This is a genomic window from Pantoea phosphatilytica, assembly GCF_051025615.1.
GTDB lineage: Bacteria > Pseudomonadota > Gammaproteobacteria > Enterobacterales > Enterobacteriaceae > Pantoea.
Genome location: NZ_JBPFDF010000001.1, coordinates 1,576,099 through 1,594,564 on the forward strand (window position 1 = coordinate 1,576,099; position 18,466 = coordinate 1,594,564).

Genomic DNA, 18,466 nt, shown 5'->3' on the forward strand with positions numbered 1-18,466 from the left:
GATGGAGCAGGCGGAGATCAGGCGGACAGCCAGGCAAATTCATGGAAGCGATAGCCCATCATCATGCCTGACGGCCAGGGCTCGACGCCTTTGACCTTTTTGCTGTAACCATCGGTCGAGCTGATAAAGGTCGGGATGATGGTGCCGCAGTGGTCATAAATTAGCGTCTGCATGTCGCCATACATCTGCTTGCGTCTGGCCTGATCGCGCTCGCCGCGCGCCGCGACCACCAGCTGATCGAACCGGGGATTTTTCCAGCCCGATTCGTTGTTCGGTGCGGTTGAGAGATAAAACTGCGAGAAGAGCATATCCAGCGTGGGACGCGGGTTTATCGAGCCATATCCCAGCGGATCTTTCATCCAGTGCGAAGACCAGTAACCGTCATACGGCACGCGTCGCACTTTGACATTCAGCCCCGCCCCGCGCGCCGTCTGCTGAATCAGCTGACCGCCTTCGTTCGCTCCTTCGATATTCGGCGTAGTAATGATCTCGACGGTGGAACCGGTCATGCCCGCTTTTTTGATATGAAACTTCGCTTTTTCCACATCCAGCGGACGGGGTTTGAGGTCGGCGTTATAGAGTGGATGCCACGGTGGCACCGGCGTGTCATTACTGACGTCGCCGTAGCCCTGCAGGACCGTTTTCACCAGCATTTCACGCGGTTGCAGATATTTCATCGCCAGCACGAAATCTTCGTTGTTACCCGGCTTCATGTCGGTGCGGATAATCAGGTTGGTGTACATCCCTGACTTACTCTCCAGTACGCCAAACTCACCGCTGGCGTTGAGACGTTTACAGTCGGCGGCGGTAAGCGTGGAGACCATCTGCAGATCGCCCGACATCAGGGCGTTGACGCGCGCCGCGCCGTCGGTGACGCCAATCAGCTCCACCTCATCCAGATGCGGCAGTCCCGGCTTATAGTAGTTGGGGTTCCGGGTGCCGATGGTGCGGGTTCCCGGCATAAAGGTTTTGCAGATAAACGGCCCAGTACCGATGCCTTTACTGAAATCGGTCGTGCCCTCTTTGACGATTAAAAACGGCGGCGTCGCCAGCATGTAAGGGACATCGAAGTTGGCACTGTTCAGCTCCAGCTGCACCTCACTGTCGCTGACGGCGCTGAAAGCTTTGAACTGATCGGCCAGCTTAAAGGCGATAGAGGCGATGGCGGGATCTTTGTGGCGGCTGAGCGAGAAGATGACATCGCTGGCGGTCAGCGGTTTGCCATCGTGGAAGGTGACTCCCTTACGCAGCTTAATGTGCCAGGTAATGCCGTCGCTGGACTCCAGCGATTCCGCCAGCGCCGGTTGCGCGGTCAGGTTTTTATCCAGCTCGGTCAGGCCGCTGTAGAACATAAACTGGCGGGTATAGTCGGCGCTGTTATTGCTTTTGGCCGGATCGAGCGTATCGGTGGCGGAGGCGTTCGACATCGCCGCGCGCAGTTTACCGCCCCTGACCGGCTTGTCGTCCGCCCGTGCAGCCCCGGAAAAACCGACCAGGCCACTGCTCATCACCGCACCGGCGGAGAGGATTTTCATCAGGCTGCGGCGGGACAGGGAACCCTCGGTGATCATGCGCGTCAGTGCCGGATTTACCGCATCAGCGTCGTTATTATCAAATTTACTCATCTCTCTACCCTCAATAGTCAGGCGAACCGGGAACAGGGTCTGGCGGTGCTGATGACCTGGCGACCAGCACCCGACGGGACGTTAAGAAAGGCGATCCTTTGCTTTGTAATAGAGTCCTGCGAGCGGTAAAAACCATGGCTTGCCGTGATAACCGGGCAGCGCGGGCCATGCGTCACGCTGCCAGGGATTTTCGGTGCGCTTTTCGGCCAGCAGATCGGCCATCACGCGCCCCATCCAGACCGACATCTGTGTGCCGTGTCCGCTGTAGCCCAGTGAATAGAAGAGCCCCTCCTGTTCACCCGCATGGGGCAGACGGTCGGCGGTCATATCGACCATGCCGCCCCAGCAGTAGTCCACCCGCGCCTGGCGGAGCGGTGGCAGCATCTGCGTCATGGCGTGATGCAGGATCTCGCCGCTGCGCGAATCAGAGGTCGGATTGCTGACCGCAAACCGCGCCCGCCCGCCGAAAACCAGCCGGTGATCGCGGGTGGTGCGAAAATAGTTGCCGATGTTGAGCGACGTCACGTAGGTCCGATCGTGAGGCAGCACCTGACGCAGCAGCGCCGGATCGAGGGCTTCGGTCACCACAATAAAGCTGCCGACCGGCACGATGCGGCGCTGAAACCAGGGAAACGGGCCGACGTTGGAGCAGCCCGTCGCCATCAGTACTTTATCGGCCAGAATCGCGCCCTGCGCGGTGTGAATCCGATGCTGATAGCCTCTGAGGCGCTCCAGCTTCGTCACGGCGTGGTGCGGATAGATCTTCGCCCCGCTGCGGGCCGCCGCCTCCGCCAGGCCGACGCCAAATTTCCCCATGTGCATCTGGCCGCCCCGCTTCTGCAGCAGGCCGCCGTGGAAATCGTCGCTGGCGATCTCGTCGCGCACCGCCGTTTTGTCGAGCAGTTCGATCTGCGGATCCACAGTGCGACGCATCAGTTCATAGGCTTCCCGCAGACCGGCCATATGCGACGCTTTGCTGGCCAGTTTGAGCTTGCCGCACAGCCGGAAGTCACAATCGATCTGCTCCTCCTGAATCAGCTGGCAGACATAGCTCACCGCATCGTCAAATGCCCGGTAAAAGCGACTGGCCTGCTCCAGACCCTGGCTCGCCACCAGCGAAGCGAAATTGTGGGCCACCCCGGTATTGCAGTGGCCGCCGTTGCGCGCCGACGCCTGGCTCATTACGTCGCCACTCTCCAGCACCACCACGCGGATACCGCTGCGTGCCAGACTGAGCGCGGCCGAGATACCGGTGAAACCGCCACCGATCACAACCACGTCCGCCTGAGCGGGCAGCGGTTCGCGGGCGGCGCCGGTAAACGCCGGGGCGGTGGCCTGCCAGAACGATTCCAGTTTCATAGGGAGTTCCTCAGAGTCCGACTACGCCGGGCAGGCCGCCGATATCGTTGATTTCGGTGTACTGGTAGTAAGGATTGGCCGGCTCATGACCGCGATTGACCCAGACTTTGTTTTTAATACCGAGATCGTGAGCGGTCATCAGGTCATAGCGGAAGCTGGAAGAAACATGCAGGATCTCCTCCGGGCCGCAGCCGAGCCTGTCGAGCATGTACTCAAAGCCCTTCATCTGCGGTTTATAGGCCCCCGCCTCTTCCGCCGTGATGGTCATGTAGATTGGAGCGCCCAGGCGAGGGATATGGTGTGGGATAAGATCTTTCATCGAGTTGGTCAGCAGCACCAGCGGAAACTCTGTGGCGACTTTCGCCAGCCCGGCGGGCACATCGGGATGCGGCCCCCAGCTGGCGCAGTCGGTGTAGATAAAGTCACTGTCTGCTTTGTCCCAGCGGACACCCCACTTTTTGCAGGTACGCTGAATCGCATTGCTGACCACGTCGTAATACGGCTTCCATGCGCCCAGCACCTCATCCAGACGGTAGCTGGAAAAATCGGTGGTAAAGGCGTGCATGTCGTCCGGATCGACGCGGTCGCTAAAGCGGCGCTGCGCTGCGCCCGCCATGTCAAAGCGGATCAGCGTGCCGTAACAGTCGAACGTGATAAATTTCGGTTTAAACAGTGCCATGTAACGCCCTCGTCTTGTCAGTTGCGCTTAAAAATCGATGAGTACACTCTTCTGCCGCTGGCAGGCCTGAAACGCCTGACGGCCCAGATCCTTACCAATGCCCGAGCCGAGAAAGCCGCCGGTCGGAATGATGAAGTCGCCGGAACGGCCATAGCGATTAATCCAGACGGTGCCCGCCTCGATGGCGCGCATGGCACGTAACGCTCGCGGCAGGCTCAGAGTGTGGACACCGGCGCAGAGGCCATAGGTGTCATGTGCCGCCATCGCCAGGCCCTGCTCCTCCTCATCAAACGTCTGCACCGTCAGCACCGGGCCAAAAATCTCCTGCTGCACCGCCGGATTGTCCTGCGTAACCTGACTCAGCAGAGTGGGCTGCCAGAACCAGCCTTCGTCGGTGCCGGCGAAACGTTCTCCGCCCACCAGCACTTCAGCGCCCTGCGCTTTCGCCGCCTCGATTACCGAGCTGACCTTCAGGCCCTGACGCTCGTCGATTAACGGCGCGTAGCGACTCTCCTCCTGCCAGGTCACGCCCGGTCTGACGTCCTGACAGAGCTCTATCAGCCGCTCTGTCAGCGGTTCCGCTATGTTGCGCTGCACGATAAGCCGGGTGCCTGCCACACAGGCCTGGCCGCCGTTGGCCGTGAAGCCGCGCAGGATCCGCTGGGCCAGAATGTCCGGGTCGCCCGCATCATCAAATACCAGCTGCGGACTTTTACCGCCCAGCTCCAGCGTGACCGGCTTCATGCCGTGCTGCGCAGCATCGCTCATGATGCGCGCGCCGGTCAGGGTCGATCCGGTAAAGGAGACTTTGCGCACCAGCGGATGAGTGACCAGCGCGCTGCCGGTAACGGCACCGCTGCCCTGGACAATATTCAGCACCCCCGCCGGTAAGCCCGCCTGAATCGCCAGCTCCGCCATGCGCACGGTTGAAAACGGCGTCAGCTCAGAGGGTTTCAGCACCACCGCGTTGCCCGCCGCCAGCGCCGGGCCGCATTTCCATGACGCCATCGACAGCGGAAAATTCCACGGGGTAATGGCGGCGATAACGCCATAGGGTTCGGCAATCAGCATGCCGAGGCTGCTGTCACGGGTCGGAAACAGGTCACCGCTGTATTTGTCGGCGCATTCGGCATAGAAGCGAATCGCTTCGGCAGTAAAGGGAATTTCATGCAGCACCACGTCGCTGATTGGCCGGGTCGAACCCAGGGCTTCCAGCCGGGCCAGCAGAGGATCCTGCTCAATCAGGTCGGCCCAGCGCCGCAATACCCGTCCACGCTCGCGGGGCGCGCAGCCGGACCAGCCACTGGTTTTCAGCGCCTGATGGGCGACGGTCACCGCGCGGTCGACATCCTGCGGCGTGGCGTCCTGCAGCGTGGCACAGACGCGGCCATCAGAAGGCCGCTTTACCTGGAAAGCGGCGCCCTGACACTGACAGTGCTGGCCGCCAATATAATGGCCGGCTGGAAGAGAAACTTTTTCAGGGTCGAAACTTAACATGGAAGCATTCCTTATTTGTTACACCCATCAGTGGCTGGATTATCACTTTTTATGACCACCCATTTCTGCGCTGTTAATTAACTAATGCAGAAAGTATGCCAGCCGGACAAAAAATAAAAATGCGTTTAAAACTGCGCAAAAAAATTTTCTGCCGTATTGTCCCGCGATTTTTTGCGGAATTGCCGAAGCATTAAACAGATGATTTACTTCACAAAATTTATGCACCCTGTGGGTGCAGCCTGCATGAAAATTGCACCAACGCGGATATTCCGGCGAAGAGGGCTCATTTCGCCGCACGTCACACGGCGATTTACTGACCCGATTCACACCTCTGATAAATTTTTTAGATTTTTAAAAGAGACTGTTTGACGCCGGGACGTTTCTGCTTTCTTACCCGCAAAAAAAAGCCAGCCGGATTGATCGGCTGGCGCGTTATTATTTTTATTACAGACTGCCAATATGAAAGGTTTTCAGCTCCAGATATTCTTCTATTCCGTAGCGGGAACCTTCGCGCCCCAGACCCGAGAGCTTCACGCCACCAAAGGGCGCCACCTCCAGAGAGACCGCGCCGGTGTTAAAGCCCACCATGCCCGCCTCCAGCGATTCCGCGACCCGCCATGCCCGCCGGATGTTTTCGGTAAAGAAATAGGCAGCCAGACCGTATGGGGTGTCATTCGCCATCGCAATCGCCTCCTCTTCCTCATCAAAGATGAACAAGGGTGCCACAGGGCCAAAGGTCTCTTCACGGGCGATGCGCATCTTCACCGTAACCTCACCAAGCACGGTGGGCTGAACGAAAGTCCCCTGGTCCTGACTGATGCCCCCGGTCAACAGCGTTGCGCCCTGGCTGAGCGCATCGTCGATGTGACCATTCACTTTTTCCACTGCGCGGGCATTGATCAGGGGACCGATCGTAGTGCCCGGTGCAAAGCCATCCCCTACCTTCAGAGTGGCGACCTCCTCCAGCAGGCGTGCAGTGAAGCGGGGATAGATGTTCCGCTGAACCAGAATGCGGTTGGCGCAGACGCAGGTCTGCCCGGCGTTGCGGAACTTGCTGAGCATGACGCCCGCAACTGCAATCTCAACATCGGCATCATCAAACACGATCATCGGCGCGTTGCCGCCCAGCTCCAGACTCAGGCGCTTGAGGCTGTTGGCGCTCTGCTGCATCAGCAGCTGCCCGATCCGGGTCGAGCCGGTAAAGGAGATTTTGCGCACCGTCTGGCTTTCAGTCAGCGTCTCACCAATTTCTGCAGGCAGGCCGGTGAGCATCTGCAACACCCCCGGCGGAAAACCGGCACGCTCCGCCAGCACGGCCAGCGCCAGTGCCGAGAGCGGCGTTAATTCCGACGGTTTCACAATGATCGGGCAGCCTGCCGCCAGCGCGGGAGCGACCTTGCGGGTGATCATCGCTATCGGGAAGTTCCACGGTGTAATCGCGGCGGCCACCCCTACCGGCTGTTTCAGTACCAGAATGCGGCGATCGTCGCTGGGCGCGGGTATGGTGTCACCGTAGATGCGGCGGGCCTCCTCCGCGAACCATTTTACAAAACTGGCACCGTAGAGAACTTCACCCCGGGCTTCTGCCAGCGGTTTGCCCTGCTCAGCGGTCATGATCATCGCCAGATCGTCAGCATGGTCCAGCATCAGCTGATGCCATTTTTCCAGCAGCGCGGCGCGGCTGGCATGTGTCGTTTTGCCCCAGCTGATGCGCACGGATTCCGCGCAGGCTATCGCCTGCTCTGTCTCTGACCGACCCAGGGCCGGGATCGTAGCCAGGGTTTCGCCTGTCGCCGGATCGGTAACCGGCAGCGTGGCACCCTGATGCGCATCCTGCCAGCGTCCGGCAAACAGCGCCTGCTGGCGCAGCAGATCGCTGTCGTTGAGTTGTAGTCGCGACATAACATCCCCTTGTGGTAAGCAAATTCCACTTTATCGCGCCTGATGCGTGCAGGATGTTGTTGTGCAAAATAAGAAAGGCGGGCCAGCAGGTTTTTGGCCCGGATTTGAAATTTTATGCCGTGCAGGCGTCCGACGCCTCCGTCGGGTGCGCCACGATTCAGATCTGGAAGTCGATAACCGGTTCATCGTCGCTGCTGTAGGAGAGCGCCTGCCGCTTAATCTCCTCCAGTGAGAAGTTAGCATTACAGAGTTCAAGGAACTGCCAGACATAGTTTCTTTGCAGCTGGCCGCGCTTGAGGCCAAGCCAGACCGTGCTGGGGTCGAACAGATGCGTGGCATCAATGCGCACCAGCTCTTCGCTCTCCCCGGTTTCACACGCCTGATCGGCCAGTATCCCGACACCTAACCCCAGTTTAACGTAGGTTTTGACCACGTCGGAGTCCTGGGCACTGAGCACGATATCCGGTTTCAGCCCCGCCGACTGGAAGGCCCGATCGACGCGCGACCGGCCGGTGATCCCCTGGCGATAGGTAATGAGTGGATAGCGGCTGAGCGTGCTGAGTGACACCGGCTGATTCTGCACCAGCTCATGCCCGGCGGGCACCAGCAGCGCGTGATGCCAGCTGAACCAGGGAAATGCCGCCAGACTGCTGTTATTCACCAGCATTTCACTGGCGATGCCGATATCCGCCTCTCCCGCCAGCAGCATAGTGACGATTTCCTGCGGCGATCCCTGGTTAAGTTCGAGCCGGACGTTGGGATAGAGCTGGCGGAAGGCTTTAATCACTTTCGGCAGGCTGTAGCGCGCCTGGGTATGGGTGGTGGCAATGGTCAGGATACCGCTGGTTTCATTGGTAAAGACATCGGCCAGCCGTCGCACTTTTCCCGCTTCGTCAAGGATGCGCTCGGCAATCGTCAGCAGTGCTTTGCCCGGCTCCGTCATGCCCAGCAGACGCTTGCCGCGACGGATAAAGATCTCAACGCCCAGTTCATCTTCCAGATCGCGGATGTGACGACTGACGCCTGACTGGGACGTAAATAGCGTGTTAGCGACTTCCGTTAAGTTAAACTCACAGCGGGCCGCCTCGCGGATGATTTTAAGTTGCTGGAAATTCACGGTATTTACCTCCCTTTACATAATCTGATTCCCTGATGGTAAGAACTATTATTGATAACAGGAAATACTAAAAAATTTACCTTTATGAATTTAGGGAATAACGGGAGGAATAAGGTAGTCCTATAAGAGGTTCAGTCAGTTCTGCTTGCCGGTGGAGATACGGCATTGATGCGTGAAACGACACCGAGCGGGTTTCGTTCGCCTGGCAGGCCGGGCAGTTTCAGGCCGCCTTTGCTGGCGACCGGCAAGGGGGCGCCAGTCGCCGCGCCCCCCTGACCCCGGGCTCCGGCCTGCATCACCGCCGCTTCGCGGTCCCTTCGCATATTCCGGATTTCTCACGGACCGGCGGGACGCGCCATCCCTGGCGCGAGCCCGCCTCTTCGCGACATCCCTGTCGCTAGTCCTGAAATCCCTCATACGCTCAGCGGCTCTGACGGCCTCCCTTCCCGCTGTAACGTCTTCTTTCTGAGTTAGATGCTATATCGCTTTAAGTTAACGGGCTGGCTCTGACTTCAGGGCCAGCAGACAACACTGCATCGCAAAAAACAAAAGAACTTACAGGTGTAGGGGCGTGAGAGAAGTTTTCGCAGCGCCAGGGAAAAAACCGGAGGTATAAGGAGCCGACAGAAGATCGGCGAAGAGCCGGATCGTGAGCCACAGGGCAGAGAAGTAACCCCGCAAAGCGGGGCGCGAAGAGAACCGGAGGCCGGAATTGTCAGGAGGCGCCCGCCCGCACGGGCAACCTGAAACACCCCGCAGCCTGGCGGACGAAACCCGCTCAGCGCAAATCCGTAGTGACGTTCTCCCGCAACGCTCAACGGCTGTTCTGTGAACCCCCGCCACACCTGCCCTCACGCCAACGCCCTTACCCCACTAACATCAACTCACGCTCTTCACTCAGCGGCTTATTGAGTAGCGACAGCAGAATATTTTTTACAGCCTGCGCGGAAGGCGACAGCGGCAAGCGGGCGGAGATATTCAGCGAAAGCGGCAGACTCAGTGAGGGGCTGTTGATGCGCGACATCCAGGCATCGGCCGAGCCCACCAGTGCACGGGCGGCCGATTCGGGTAATACCGTTACGCCCATGCCGCTCGAAATGGCGGCGGTCAGCGTAGAGATCGATTCGATCTCGCCGATGATACGCGCACTCAGGCGGCGCAGTGAAAATGCCTCATCGACCCGCTTGCGCACCGCGCTGTAGTCGCGCGGTAAAAACAGGCTCATCTGCGCCACATCGGCCAGGTCAACGCTGGCGCCCGGGTAGTCGGTGGCGCCCACCAGATAGAGATCTTCTTTCATCAGCGCCATGCTGCTGATCCCGGCTGTCGGCGCACGGTCGTACAGCACCGCCATATCCAGCTGACCGTTCATCACTTTCTCGTTCAGCACGCTGCCGCTGTTTTCATGCAGGTAGACCAGCACTTCCGGGAACTGATCGCGCACCGTCTGCAACAGCGGCATGGTCAGCGATGAGGCTGCCGTACCTGGTGCCAGACCAATCGACACCTGACCGCTCAGCACCTGCCCGGCATTGATGACCGCCGTCTGCGCCTGCTCACACTGGCGCAGGATCGTCCGCGCATGACCATAAAGAATTTTGCCTGCCTCGGTCGGCGTCACGCCACGCTTGGTGCGGATCAGCAGTTGCTGGTCCAGCTCACTCTCCAGCGTTGCCACCTGCTGACTGAGTGCAGGCTGGGCGATATGCAGCACTTCTGCTGCCTGCGTCAGACTGCCGATATCGACGATTTTCACAAAGTATTTCAGTCGTCTTAAATTCATCCTGCCTCCGTCACTCACCCCGATTCGCGAAAAGGTCTCAGCTTTTCGCCCTGATGAGAGAAATTTTGCAAGATGCAGGCCAGGTTTAAAGGCTGTCATGCGCGCAGGAGAAGGATGTTTTATAACGGCCCGAAAAATAAGCGTTTCTGATTACCTCTGATGGGTTAATAAGGATCATCGATAGCGCATTCCTGCGGGGTCAGCGACCGATCGCACTATGACAGTGCAGACGCTGCGAGTCAGACGTGCAGAAAAGTGATGACAGACGTGCCCCCTATTAAGCCAGTGCGGACCCGGCACCTGTGAAAGGAGCCTGCCAGGCCTGAAAAGCGGGATAAACGGAGGGAAATGGTGTAAGCGTTATCAGCACGAAGACTTATTACGGGCGGGCAGAGATAAGAGCAAACGCTGCCCTCTCCCCTGTTCTGAAGAGGGCAACGCCTGCCGGTTAACGTTTTTTGCGGTTACGGTGCATATCGATAGAAACTGCCGCCACAATGATGATGCCTTTGATGATGTCCTGAATGTAGGCATCGACGCCGACGAAGGTGAATCCGCTTTTAATCAGCCCGAGAATGACCGCGCCGATTAATGTGCCGGTGATCCGGCCTACGCCCCCCATCAGGCTGCTACCGCCGATCACGGCCGCGGCAATCGCGTCCAGCTCGTAGGACATCCCCATACTTGACTGGCCGCTGCTGACGCGCGCCGCCAGCACCACACCCGCCAGGCCAGAGAGTGCGCCGGCAATGGTGTAGACGATAATCAGATACTTATTAACGTTGATACCGGAGACCTTCGCCGAGGTCATGTTGCCGCCGATGGCGTAGACATATTTGCCGTAGCGGGTATGTTTCAGGGCGATGTGGAACAGCAGCGCCACCACCAGGAAAATGACCACCGGCATGGCACCCTGGCCGATGGAGGTAAAGCCGTCAGACAGGAAGCTGATGGGATTGCCCTGCGTGTAATACTGCGCCAGACCGCGAGCCGACACCATCATACCCAGCGTGGCGATAAAGGGCGGAATTCCGGTGCGGGTGATTAACACCCCATTGACCACACCGGCCAGCAGGCCGACACCGATCCCGGCCGCAATAGGGATGACCGCAGGCATATTGACCAGAGACGGATACATCGGCGAGAGGCTGTCAGAGGTCTGCGCCAGACTTGCGGCCACCACTGCCGCCAGCGCGATTACAGACCCTGAAGAGAGATCGATACCGGTAGTGATGATGACCTGAGTTACACCGACGGCAATGATCCCGATAATCGCCACCTGCAACACAATCAGGATCAGACGGTTGGTGTTGAGCAGGAAAGACTGGTCACGCACGTACCAGCCAAACATTTCAAAAATCAGCGCAATCCCGACCATCACCACAAAAATGCCGGTGTCTTTCGGCAATTTATGACGCAGGCTGGCAAAAAAAGAGGGTTGCTGCGGGGCTGCCGGGGTGGCAGTAGCTTTCATATTGCTCATAGTATTCTCGCGCCTCATTCGGATGCCAACGACAGAATGGTTTCCTGATCGGCGTCTTCTTTATCGAGGATGCCGGTTATACGCCCGCCGTGCATGACCATCACCCGGTCACTCATGCCCAGAATTTCGGGCAGCTCAGATGAGACCATGATGATTACAACGCCACGGTTGGCCAGTTCACTGATTAAGCGGTAGATTTCTGCTTTTGCACCAACGTCGATGCCGCGCGTTGGTTCGTCCAGAATCAGGATCTTCGGTTGTGCCAGCAGCCAGCGGGCAATCAGCACCTTCTGCTGATTACCGCCACTGAGGTTGTTGATGATCTGATCCATGGTCGGGGTTTTGATATTGAGGCGGCGAATCTGGTCCATACAGTCCTGCGCCATCTTCACATGACTGACAAAGCCACTTTTGCCGCTGTATTCGGGCATATTGACGATACTCATGTTCTCCATCACCGACAGCACCAGAAACAGCCCGGACTTTTTACGATCTTCGGTGAGAAAGGCCATGCCCTTTTCAATGGCGGTAGACGGCGAGTCAATCTTCACCGGCACGCCATCAATTAAGATTTCGCCGCTGTCAAAGCTCTCCATCCCGAACAGGCTCTCCATCACCTCGCTGCGCCCTGCGCCCACCAGTCCGGCAACGCCGAGGATTTCCCCCCGCCGCACGCTGAAACTGACGTCGGTAAAACGATCCCGACAGCTGAGATTGCGCACCGTCAGCACTTCCTCGCCGATGGCGCTGTTGAATTTCGGGAACAGCTGGGTCAGTTCGCGTCCGACCATCTGGGTGATCAGCGACTGACGGGTATACTTCGCCGTCTGGTCGCTGGCGATCCAGCTGCCGTCACGGAAGATACTGACCTCATCGGTGATGGTGAAAATCTCATCCATCTTATGGCTGATATAGATGATTGCTTTGCCCTGCTCGCGCAGGTCACGAATGATAGTAAAGAGGTGCGCCACTTCGGTTTCCGTCAGTGCGGAAGTCGGCTCATCCATGATGACAATGTCTGAGTCCCAGGAGACCGCTTTGGCAATCTCGACCATCTGCTGCGACGCAATGCTCAGTTCTCCCACCATCCGTTCGGCTTTGAGCCGGATATTGAGGCGGTTAAGCAGCTCCTGCGTCACCTGATTCAGTCGGGCGTGATCGACGAAGCCGAACTTCATTGGTTCGCGACCCAGCCAGATATTCTCAGCGACGGTCATGTAGGGCACCAGGTTAAGCTCCTGGTGGATCATCGAAATGCCGGAACGCAACGCGTCCATGGTGTCCTGAAACTGCACCGGCTCCCCTTTAATTTTGATGGTGCCCTTATCGGGACGATACATCCCGATAAGGCACTTCATTAAAGTGGATTTGCCCGCGCCATTTTCGCCCATCAAGGCATGTACCGTTCCCGGACGCACCCGCAACGATACGTTGTCGAGGGCTTTAACGCCGGGGAAGAACTTGCTGATGCCTTCGGCTTCAAGCGCAAACGCGTTCATTTATCACCTCCGTACAGCTGGGTCGGGAACGATTATTTCAGGTTACGATTGGTAAACTGTTCCATGTTTTCTTTCGTGATCAGCTGATAAGGGATATTGATCACTTTCTGAACCTGTTCGCCTTTCACCAGTTTGATGGCCGTCTGTACGGCACCCTCGCCCTGACCCTTCGCATCCTGGAAGACTGTCGCGACCATCTTGCCCTGCTTCAGCATCTGCAGTGCATCAGGCGTTCCATCCACCCCGGCGATCAGGATTTTATCCGGGTTTTTGCCCAGCGCCTGCAGCGCACCAATCGCCATTTCATCGTTGTTAGAGGCGATGGCATTGATCTGATCGCCTGCCGTTAACCAGTTGCTCACCACATCCACCGCGTCGTTACGGGTAAATTTAGCGGTCTGCTTCTGAACAATTTTGATGCCAGGGAATTTCGCCGCCACCTGCTCTACCCCTTTGGTACGGTCACGGGTCGCTTCGTTTGCCAGATCGCCCATCAGGATGGCGACGTTGCCCTTGCCGTTCATCGCCTTAGCCAGCGCTTCCATCTGTAAGCGTCCGGCCAGTTCAGAGTCGGAACCGACGTAGGCCATTTTACCGGTCAGTTCTGCCTGAGGACGGCGGTTAACGAAGACCAGCGGGATACCGGCTTTGCTCGCCTGATCCATAATCGGTTTCACCGCATTGGTGTCGACCGGGTTGACGATCAGGGCATCAACACCCTGGCCGATAAAGTTCTGTACCTGCTGCAGCTGCTGTGAAACGTCGCCCTTCGCATCTTCAACCTGCCCTTTAACGTTATCTTTCTGCATCTCTTTCTGCATTGAATTGCGCAGAATGGTCAGGAAGTTGTCGTCAAACAGCGCCATAGAGACGCCTACCGAGATATCTTTTGCCATAACCGCGGCAGGTAACATGCAGGCTAACAGTGAGGCGACAATCGTTTTTTTGATGTTCATAGGTACCCTTCTTATTTGTTAACTTGCTCAGCAGCGCTTTGAGAATGAAAAATATCTTTTACATTCATCCAGTCTGACTGGCGTCTGTTTCGGGAAATTTGAGGTAAGACTCTGGGTTACGACTATTTTTGTGATCGACCGCTCCTTTTCACAATCACTTGATCTACAGACAGTTACTTTCAAAATGCCGTTTCATTTCCGGCCGATAGTGACGACCGTGATGATAAGCAGTTTATTTGTTCCATATAATTCAGTTTTGAAATTTTTATCATAAAAGCACTGAAATGGTTGTTTTAACATCGGCAAACAACAAAACTTTGACATGCCTCTAACATCTGTAGAGAAATGCCCGCAAAGTGAGATCCTGTTGGCAGTTTGAAAAGCCAGCAGATATGGGGAAAAATCATCAATCCGCTGCTTTTACGAGCATCTGAACGCATTTCAGTAAACAGGGCTTTGACAAGCGGGATCCGTGCCGTTAATATTCGCCCCGTTCAAGCGATTCCTCTGTAGTTCAGTCGGTAGAACGGCGGACTGTTAATCCGTATGTCACTGGTTCGAGTCCAGTCAGAGGAGCCAGAATTAGAAAAGCCCGCTCAGGGAAACCTGAGCGGGCTTTTTGCTTTTGCGCGTCCGGGGGTCTGCGCCCCTGTGATTACACCCGGAAACCGTCGTGCGAACCATCTGGCCCTTCTGCCGCCCGTTTCAGCTTCCCCCCTGCCGCATCGACATAGCGTTTCAGCGTGGAAAGTTTCAGGTCTCGTCCCGGCTTTTCCATGCCCGCCACGGCAGGCTGCGTGATACCCCGCGCTCCCGCCATTTCTGCCAGCGTCTTCTTCACTTTTTCACGCAGTTCAGCGAGGTGCATATTGAGCAGGATGTTTGTCGCCATAGCCTGCGCGTCGGCAACGACCTCCGGGTTTTCATCGGCAACAAGCGGTTCCAGCGTTCTGCCCATCACCTGACTCCTGGTGTTTAAGCGTCTTCAGCCAGTGTGTGAATTCCCCATCGGCGACCGGAATCCTCTCCTGATAGCAACGCTGTTCATTGCCCGCCTTATTTCCGGACCAAAGCAGGATCGCCGTTCGCTGTGGGTCAAATGCAAAGAACGCGCTGATCGGCTTGCCACCGCTCTGGATGCGTAACTCTTATATGTTCAGATAAACGGAGCCTCTGAGCGGGTCCGCACACGGCCTGGAAAGACCGGCCCCTACTCCCGCCACATCATCAATGCTGCCAGCACGCAGTACGGTCGCTGTCATCAGGCAGAGAAAACCCGCGGTTAAATCGCTCCGTCGTTTTAATCGTCCACACAGGACATCCTCTGATACAGGTCAGGAGCTATGTAGCTGCACAGCGATAATCGAGTGTGCAGCAACGCCTCACCGGATGCCTGTGCGATGAACAGAAACGGAAAGAGGTGCCCGGCCTTTTCGGCGTGATTACATCAGGACGTCACTGTTTTGCGAGCAAGGGTGCAGTGAACGGAGCGCGGGTGAACCGGCGTACTGCAACAAAAAACCCGCTCAGGCATTACAGAGCGGGCTGATGAAGAAGATGGGGCCGCCGTAATGCATAGCGGTCGTAAATGTCAGCAATGTTCCTGACATGCCGGAGGCTAATGAGCGTGCCGCCATTCAGGCTGACGTTATCGCTTTTTTCGCCAGAACAGACAGGCCGCAAGCGCGGTCAGCACACTGATGAGTGGCATCGCAAACGCACCGGAAAGGAAGTTATGCTGATCGATAGCCTGTTCTTTCCGTATGTCGTTCAGTCGGGCAAGCGCCTTCTTTTCATCGGTCGCATCAATCTCTTCAGGCTCTCTCACGTAACCCTGCTCCGCCAGCTCTGCAGCACACTTCCGTTCTGAGCTTCGCAGCACAACGGTCTCTTTGCCTCTGGTAAAAAAGCAGTAGTCTGACATCGCCTGTCCTCATCGTCCGTAGGGGAGATCACCACTATAGCGACCCGCTATCTTTTTTGGTAATTATCCACTGCGGCGGCCAGTAAGGCCCTTTTACACCGGCGGCAGCCCCAGATTCTCACGCAGGGTCGCAAACGCATACTCCTCGCGAAACAGTCCGCGACGGCGCAGTTCCGGGATCACCTGTTCCACAAACAGATCGAGCTGTTCCGGCATGATGGCGGGCATGATGTTAAAACCATCTGCGCCGCCCTGCTCCAGCCATAGCTGGAAGTCATCGGCGATATCTTCAGCCGTGCCGACAATCACGCGGTGTCCGCGTGAACCGGCGGCAACGGCGGCCAGCTCGCGCAGCGTCAGGTTTTCGCGTTTTGCCATATCGGTCATCAGTCTGACACGGCTCTGGTTCCCCTCGCCCAGTGGCACCTCCGGCACCGGGCCATCCAGCGGATAGTGACTGAGATCCATGCTGAACCGCAGTGAGAGCTGGCTCAGCCCATTCTCAATATCCACCAGCGTGTTCAGCTCTTTCCAGAGCGCCTTCGCTTCTTCACGCGTGTGGCCAATAATCGGCATGACGCCCGGCATGATCACCACCTGGTCCGGGCTGCGCCCCGCCGCCGCTACCTGCGCTTTTTGCGCACGATAGAAGGCCTGCGCCTCTTCCAGGCTGGCAGATGCGGTAAAGATCACTTCCGCCGTCTCCGCTGCAAGCTTCTGACCATCAGCAGAAGAACCTGCTTCGATAATTACGGGTCGGCCCTGCGGCGAACGGGTGATATTCAGCGGACCCTGAACCTGAAAATGTTCACCCTGATGATGAATTGGCTTAATCTTCTCATCGACGAAATAGCGCCCGGTCGCCTTGTCTGGCTGCACGGCGCCCTCTTCCCAGCCCTCCCACAGTTTATTCGTTACGTCGAGAAACTCACGCGCACGAGCGTAGCGTGCAGCATGATCGGGCATATCGCTGCGGCTGAAGTTACGTGCAACGTCGGCGGAAAACGAGGTGACGACGTTCCACGCGGCACGACCCCGGCTGATGTGATCCAGCGATGAGAAGCTGCGCGCCAGCGTAAAGGGATCGCTGAAAGTAGTAGAGGCGGTCGCGGCCAGGCCGATATGCCGGGTATTGACCGCCAGCGCCGCCAGCATCGTCAGTGGTTCAAGACGCGCCATGGTCGATGGCAGACGATACATGCTGGTTGCCAGCGCATCACCGACAAAGAAGAGGTCGAATTTCCCTGCTTCGGCTTTTTTCGCCAGGGTGATCAGCCAGTCGATGTCGGTGGGATCGCCCAGCTGTTCCGTCAGGCGCCAGCCGCTGACGTGCTGGCCCACAGGTTGAACAAACAGGCCGAGGCGCAGGTGACGGGGTGAAGTGGCAGCATGCATATGTTATTCCTGATATGAAAAGTGAAAAAGCACGCCTCAGCGCGCCTGTAAAAGGGTGTCTGTTGCCCGCAGAGCCTGCTCGATTGCGCTGGCGGAGACGTTAAAAGGCAGGCGTTCTGCACTGGCTTTGGGGAATCTGACCTGCTGTGCAATATTGCGCAGTGCGGCCTGCCGATCGCCCGACAGCGCAGGCAGCACTAATGGCATGTCGTAATAGCGCAGTAGCGTAAGCAGTTCTGCATCGGGTTCTTCCGCCTGTTCCAGCAGCGACTGCACCAGCAGGCTGAACCCTACTTTTTCACCATGCAGCCAGTGATGCAGTTCTGGCTGATGTGTCAGGCGATTATGGATGGCATGCGCCAGCCCCGGCGTCGGCAGCGCATCACGCACGCTGTTTGCCAGACCGGCCAGCACGATTGAGGCATCAATAACTTTTACCAGCTCAGGCGTGACCTGCTGCTGCTGACAGGCGGCGATCGCGGCCTCGCCATAGTGCCTGAAAGCGTCCAGGGCCTGTCGCGCTGTCATTACCTTCAAATCCAGCGCCAGATCGTTCGGGTTATGCTTCTGGTAAGGCCGGAATTCATAATATTTTGCCAGCGCATCCACAATACCCGCTTTCAGAAAGCGCACATCGCTCCTGGCGATCACCTCACTGTCCACCAGCACCTGCTCTGGCATTTTTTCCAGCGGCTGACTGCGCAGATGCCCGCCCGTCTCGTCGTAAATAATCGCAAGCGGTGACCATGCCGCGCAGGTGGCGGCTTGAGTGGCGAAGTTGATTAGCGTCAGCCCCGGTAGCTGGCTGGCAGCGGCTTTGGCGGTATCCAGTACCCGTCCACCACCAATCGCCAGCAGCAATTCTGCACCCTGCTGTTCGGTTTGCTGTCTGACATGGGCAATAGCCGCTTCGGTACATTCACTCGTTAAAAAGTCCAGCTGCCAGCGAATATCAGACGCCGCCAGACTCTGGCTTAATTCGGGGTTAACCGCCTGCCACGCGCGCGGCGACGTTACTATCCGGATATGGCGGGAATAAGGCTTTATAAACTCACCGACGCGTGCACGCTGGCCCGCCTCATGTGCATAGGCTCGCGGAGAGGTAATTGCTAACACAGCGGTATCCTGATTATAAAAATTAGGCCAAAAAGGGATTCAAATACATTAAGTTGCTGACTGAAAATAGAGTTACTTCTTATTTAAATAGTACGGTAATCACTCATTTAAGCAATTGAAAACCCGCCATT

At 57.2% G+C, this 18,466-nt stretch carries 15 protein-coding genes and 1 tRNA gene; 1 reads left to right on the forward strand and 15 read right to left on the reverse strand.

Annotated elements, in window-relative coordinates:
- Positions 1-17: 17 nt before the first annotated feature.
- The 10 genes from ACR6AS_RS07775 to ACR6AS_RS07820 all read right to left on the reverse strand — a co-directional run bounded on the left by ACR6AS_RS07775 (position 18) and on the right by ACR6AS_RS07820 (position 13,900).
- Positions 18-1,625 (reverse strand): ABC transporter substrate-binding protein, encoded by a 1,608-nt coding sequence (locus ACR6AS_RS07775; protein ID WP_434161657.1) that lies wholly within the window; start codon positions 1,623-1,625, stop codon positions 18-20.
- A gap of 81 nt (positions 1,626-1,706) precedes the next feature.
- Positions 1,707-2,984, reverse strand: coding sequence for an NAD(P)/FAD-dependent oxidoreductase (locus ACR6AS_RS07780; protein WP_418797431.1), 1,278 nt, complete (start codon positions 2,982-2,984; stop codon positions 1,707-1,709).
- Positions 2,985-2,994: 10 nt separating this feature from the next.
- Positions 2,995-3,663, reverse strand: a complete 669-nt coding sequence (locus ACR6AS_RS07785; RefSeq protein WP_293771618.1) for a haloacid dehalogenase type II — start codon at positions 3,661-3,663, stop codon at positions 2,995-2,997.
- A 27-nt stretch (positions 3,664-3,690) separates the two neighbouring features.
- Entirely contained in the window at positions 3,691-5,160 is a 1,470-nt protein-coding gene (locus tag ACR6AS_RS07790; RefSeq protein ID WP_418803076.1) for an aldehyde dehydrogenase family protein, read from the reverse strand.
- Between the two features lie 444 nt (positions 5,161-5,604).
- On the reverse strand, positions 5,605-7,062 hold the full coding sequence (locus ACR6AS_RS07795) for an NAD-dependent succinate-semialdehyde dehydrogenase (RefSeq protein ID WP_293771624.1): 1,458 nt from the start codon (positions 7,060-7,062) through the stop codon (positions 5,605-5,607).
- A 157-nt stretch (positions 7,063-7,219) separates the two neighbouring features.
- Positions 7,220-8,179, reverse strand: coding sequence for an HTH-type transcriptional regulator Cbl (cbl, locus tag ACR6AS_RS07800; protein ID WP_434161661.1), 960 nt, complete (start codon positions 8,177-8,179; stop codon positions 7,220-7,222).
- 865 nt (positions 8,180-9,044) lie between these two features.
- Complete coding sequence (nac, locus tag ACR6AS_RS07805; protein WP_111140676.1) at positions 9,045-9,962, reverse strand: nitrogen assimilation transcriptional regulator NAC; 918 nt, start codon at positions 9,960-9,962, stop codon at positions 9,045-9,047.
- Between the two features lie 448 nt (positions 9,963-10,410).
- On the reverse strand, positions 10,411-11,436 hold the full coding sequence (locus ACR6AS_RS07810; RefSeq protein WP_181162214.1) for an ABC transporter permease: 1,026 nt from the start codon (positions 11,434-11,436) through the stop codon (positions 10,411-10,413).
- 23 nt (positions 11,437-11,459) lie between these two features.
- On the reverse strand, positions 11,460-12,944 hold the full coding sequence (locus tag ACR6AS_RS07815) for a sugar ABC transporter ATP-binding protein (RefSeq protein ID WP_434161663.1): 1,485 nt from the start codon (positions 12,942-12,944) through the stop codon (positions 11,460-11,462).
- A 32-nt stretch (positions 12,945-12,976) separates the two neighbouring features.
- The gene (locus tag ACR6AS_RS07820; RefSeq protein WP_111140678.1) at positions 12,977-13,900 is read right to left on the reverse strand and encodes a sugar ABC transporter substrate-binding protein; all 924 of its coding nucleotides are present in this window, start codon (positions 13,898-13,900) and stop codon (positions 12,977-12,979) included.
- A gap of 503 nt (positions 13,901-14,403) precedes the next feature.
- Between ACR6AS_RS07820 and ACR6AS_RS07825 the strand changes: the two genes are divergently transcribed.
- Positions 14,404-14,479: transfer RNA gene (locus ACR6AS_RS07825), tRNA-Asn, on the forward strand.
- Between the two features lie 76 nt (positions 14,480-14,555).
- Here the strand turns inward: ACR6AS_RS07825 and proR are convergent.
- From proR to ACR6AS_RS07850, 5 genes are all read right to left on the reverse strand, one after another.
- Entirely contained in the window at positions 14,556-14,858 is a 303-nt protein-coding gene (gene proR, locus ACR6AS_RS07830; RefSeq protein WP_293771631.1) for a transcriptional regulator ProR, read from the reverse strand.
- On the reverse strand, positions 14,824-15,039 hold the full coding sequence (locus tag ACR6AS_RS07835; protein ID WP_434161997.1) for a hypothetical protein: 216 nt from the start codon (positions 15,037-15,039) through the stop codon (positions 14,824-14,826). The genes proR and ACR6AS_RS07835 overlap by 35 nt, the downstream gene beginning before the upstream one ends.
- A gap of 509 nt (positions 15,040-15,548) precedes the next feature.
- Positions 15,549-15,824, reverse strand: coding sequence for a hypothetical protein (locus ACR6AS_RS07840; protein ID WP_293771634.1), 276 nt, complete (start codon positions 15,822-15,824; stop codon positions 15,549-15,551).
- A gap of 93 nt (positions 15,825-15,917) precedes the next feature.
- A complete protein-coding gene (locus tag ACR6AS_RS07845; RefSeq protein ID WP_288474874.1) occupies positions 15,918-17,219 on the reverse strand; it encodes an LLM class flavin-dependent oxidoreductase in 1,302 nt (433 codons plus the stop codon).
- Positions 17,220-17,255: 36 nt separating this feature from the next.
- Entirely contained in the window at positions 17,256-18,335 is a 1,080-nt protein-coding gene (locus tag ACR6AS_RS07850; RefSeq protein ID WP_434161666.1) for an iron-containing alcohol dehydrogenase family protein, read from the reverse strand.
- Positions 18,336-18,466: the final 131 nt, after the last annotated feature.

Excerpts from the sequence above, each read along its gene's own strand:
- ACR6AS_RS07775 (WP_434161657.1), bottom strand. The coding sequence starts at position 1,625 with ATGAGTAAATTTGATAATAACGACGCTGATGCGGTAAATCCGGCACTG.
- ACR6AS_RS07780 (WP_418797431.1), bottom strand. The coding sequence starts at position 2,984 with ATGAAACTGGAATCGTTCTGGCAGGCCACCGCCCCGGCGTTTACCGGC.
- ACR6AS_RS07785 (WP_293771618.1), bottom strand. The coding sequence starts at position 3,663 with ATGGCACTGTTTAAACCGAAATTTATCACGTTCGACTGTTACGGCACG.
- ACR6AS_RS07790 (WP_418803076.1), bottom strand. The coding sequence starts at position 5,160 with ATGTTAAGTTTCGACCCTGAAAAAGTTTCTCTTCCAGCCGGCCATTAT.
- ACR6AS_RS07795 (WP_293771624.1), bottom strand. The coding sequence starts at position 7,062 with ATGTCGCGACTACAACTCAACGACAGCGATCTGCTGCGCCAGCAGGCG.
- nac (WP_111140676.1), bottom strand. The coding sequence starts at position 9,962 with ATGAATTTAAGACGACTGAAATACTTTGTGAAAATCGTCGATATCGGC.
- ACR6AS_RS07810 (WP_181162214.1), bottom strand. The coding sequence starts at position 11,436 with ATGAAAGCTACTGCCACCCCGGCAGCCCCGCAGCAACCCTCTTTTTTT.
- ACR6AS_RS07815 (WP_434161663.1), bottom strand. The coding sequence starts at position 12,944 with ATGAACGCGTTTGCGCTTGAAGCCGAAGGCATCAGCAAGTTCTTCCCC.
- ACR6AS_RS07820 (WP_111140678.1), bottom strand. The coding sequence starts at position 13,900 with ATGAACATCAAAAAAACGATTGTCGCCTCACTGTTAGCCTGCATGTTA.
- proR (WP_293771631.1), bottom strand. The coding sequence starts at position 14,858 with ATGGGCAGAACGCTGGAACCGCTTGTTGCCGATGAAAACCCGGAGGTC.
- ACR6AS_RS07840 (WP_293771634.1), bottom strand. The coding sequence starts at position 15,824 with ATGTCAGACTACTGCTTTTTTACCAGAGGCAAAGAGACCGTTGTGCTG.
- ACR6AS_RS07845 (WP_288474874.1), bottom strand. The coding sequence starts at position 17,219 with ATGCATGCTGCCACTTCACCCCGTCACCTGCGCCTCGGCCTGTTTGTT.